3 protein-coding genes are annotated in these 2,552 nt (G+C 44.4%); 1 reads left to right on the top strand and 2 read right to left on the bottom strand.

Annotated elements, in window-relative coordinates; genetic code table 11:
• Window positions 1–209 precede the first annotated feature (209 nt).
• Both EWV84_RS14305 and EWV84_RS14310 read right to left on the bottom strand, forming a co-directional pair.
• The gene (locus EWV84_RS14305; RefSeq protein WP_286825667.1) at window positions 210–464 is read right to left on the bottom strand and encodes a DUF7219 family protein; all 255 of its coding nucleotides are present in this window, start codon (window positions 462–464) and stop codon (window positions 210–212) included.
• 98 nt (window positions 465–562) lie between these two features.
• Window positions 563–1,507, bottom strand: a complete 945-nt coding sequence (locus EWV84_RS14310) for an NAD(P)/FAD-dependent oxidoreductase (RefSeq protein WP_287078522.1) — start codon at window positions 1,505–1,507, stop codon at window positions 563–565.
• A 97-nt stretch (window positions 1,508–1,604) separates the two neighbouring features.
• Here EWV84_RS14310 and EWV84_RS14315 point away from each other — a divergent pair, with 97 nt between their 5' ends.
• Window positions 1,605–2,432 carry a YaaW family protein gene (locus EWV84_RS14315; RefSeq protein WP_286825669.1) on the top strand — a complete coding sequence of 276 codons (828 nt, stop codon included), beginning with the start codon at window positions 1,605–1,607 and terminating at the stop codon, window positions 2,430–2,432.
• The last annotated feature ends 120 nt before the right edge of the window (window positions 2,433–2,552 follow it).

Genomic DNA, 2,552 nt, shown 5'->3' on the forward strand with positions numbered 1-2,552 from the left:
CGAAACGAATAGGCTTTTTCCATGTCTCACATTCTAGCATATATTTGGTAAATGCGCTAGTATTTAACGGTAAAGCCGTCGTAGAACGACGGGGTTTCAGACCCAAAATTTTCGATGACTAAGAACTACTTTACCCACTTTTGTTACTGTGCCACTTTAGATACTGATTACTGTTTACTGTTTACTGAACACTGAAAAACCCCCATCTCTCAATCTCCGTGATCCTCAAAATGATTAGCTAGTAGGAATTTTTGACTGGCATTCAACTCTTGCCAAAGCTGGTTAATTTTCTCGTAAGCTTCCGTGGAGGTAATCTTTCCCCCAGTGTGTAAACCAGCGATAAAAGAGACTCTCAGGGCGAATTCCTGCAAATTAGCGTTAAAAACTAAATTTTGTGGCGTGAATAAACCCCTGTAGCTGGTTTTAGGGTAGAGAAAGTTATCTTTAGAATTGAATTTTTCCATTGTTACCGACCCCCCAGTATAGGATATCTACATTATTATATATTTAAACTTTTGTTAACTTAGGCTTAACCTAAGAATTTAAACCTGTCTCTAGATTCTTAAGAGAGTAGCTGCTGAACTTGATTAGCTGCCGCTATCCCAGAAGTTAAGGCCGTTTCTAGGGAAGAATTTCTCGATAAATCTCCCCCTTGACACCAATCACCACAGGCAACTAGAGGTAAAGGACTATTAACACTTAAACAGGGTACAGCTAAACCCTGACGGACTAAAGCATAACGCCAACGGTGCAGCTGAGACCAATCGGGGAGAGGCAAAGAAGCACGAGAGAGCAAATCTAGCTTAACTGCTTCTAAATCCTCGCTATCGAGATATTTAACCGCAAAATCGGCACTACTATGCACAACAAAGACATAATCAGGGGATGATTGCCGTTTACTGCTATCAAGTCCTAACCAAGCGATATCGGTGGAGGGAGCAACTGCGGGTAAAGAATCGCCATAACCCACCATTACCGTTAAACAGGGATCGTAAACGATTGATCGCAATTCTGGCATAGTAGTTATGGGAGAGTTTTCTAACAATAACGCTGCTTGCGGGGCGGGAATAGCCAAGACAATTACCGGAAACTCTCCCCGAATTTGACCGTTATTGTTTAAAACCCATTTTTCTTGACGATTTTCCAGACGAGTAACCAGAAAATCTCGTTCAATTTCTAAATCTTTAGCTAAAAATTTCGCCACGCTATTGATGCCAGAAGGAGCAACATAGCTAGAATCAAACCAAGAAGTAACTATATTCTCTCTCAGGAGATTATCAATTAAAGCCGCCGTTTTTTCGCCCTGAATAGTCAAAAAAGGCAAGCCATGATCCACAGCAATCTCTTGATTGGCTCGGTTAACCCGTCGCGTGGCTAAACGACCACCAATACCTCTAGACTTATCAAATAGCTTAACAGTATAACCTCGATCGCACAACTGACGAGCGCAGGTTAACCCGGCTAAACCCGCGCCAACGATCCCAACATTAATCGAAAAATTTGTCACTAGCCTTCCTAATCCTGTAAACCCTTGAGTTAATATTAGTAGTAATCGGCACTAGCGAAACTAAGTTGATTATTGGGGACCAGGAGGACAAACCACATTGGACGAACTACGCACAGCTTTGGAGTTAGCCACCGAGGAGGAACTACAGCAAATCACTAACATCCTCTTTTGCCGTCGTTTTAACCCTCTCGATTATCTACGAGCGCCGGACGCAATCGCCGTTCAAAGTCAAGATTGGGAAAGTTGGTTAGATAGTGTCGAGGATCGTTTTCGTTACCTGGCTGCCGATGGTGTGACAGTATTAAAAGGTCAAACCGAAAAAGTTAGTTATCGTCAAATTCTAGTCCGTGTCTGTCATTTCCTCAAGGTTCCCTACTCCCAAAAAATGCCGACAACGGAAATTGAAGCGGAAATCTATCTTCACCTCGTTAACAAAGCTTGGAAACGTCTCCCCCCATCGGAACAAAAATCCCTCTCGACTCAAATTCAAAAAGCGCTCGCGGATTCCCACACTCCCCAACCCTTACCGGTTCACCTACAACACAATCCCCTCGATATAGTCCTCAAAGGCAGTAGCGTCATCGCCATTAATTCTATCCTGAAACCGATTCTGCTCAAACATATCGCCGGGCAGTTCGCTCTTCATTTTGTCCGCTATCAAGGGGCAAAAACGGCCGTAGTCCAGGGTGGGGCAATTGTTAATCAAATCGCCCTACAAACGGCTAAACAGGGCATGACTAGGGCGGCAGCCCGCTATGGAGCGGTCAGAACCGTGTTAAGTTTGGTAGGACCGGCTCTATGGGGTTGGTTTATTGCTGATCTCGGTTGGAAAGCGATCGCCACTGACTACGGCCGGATTATCCCGACTATTTTTGCCCTTGCCCAAATTCGTCTGACTCGTGAGGATTGTTGGCAACCTGCCTAGCTTGACATCCTCGCCGCCCTAAAAGTGCGGCGATTCCTAAACCTCACGATTTAAGTTTCTGCTTCCACCACCGTCGCATACCACAGTTAAAAAACCATGTACTGTCTTACACAGAGTCCA

It is taken from the genome of Microcystis sp. M_QC_C_20170808_M3Col (genome assembly GCF_007095505.1).
Taxonomy (GTDB): Bacteria; Cyanobacteriota; Cyanobacteriia; order Cyanobacteriales; family Microcystaceae; genus Microcystis.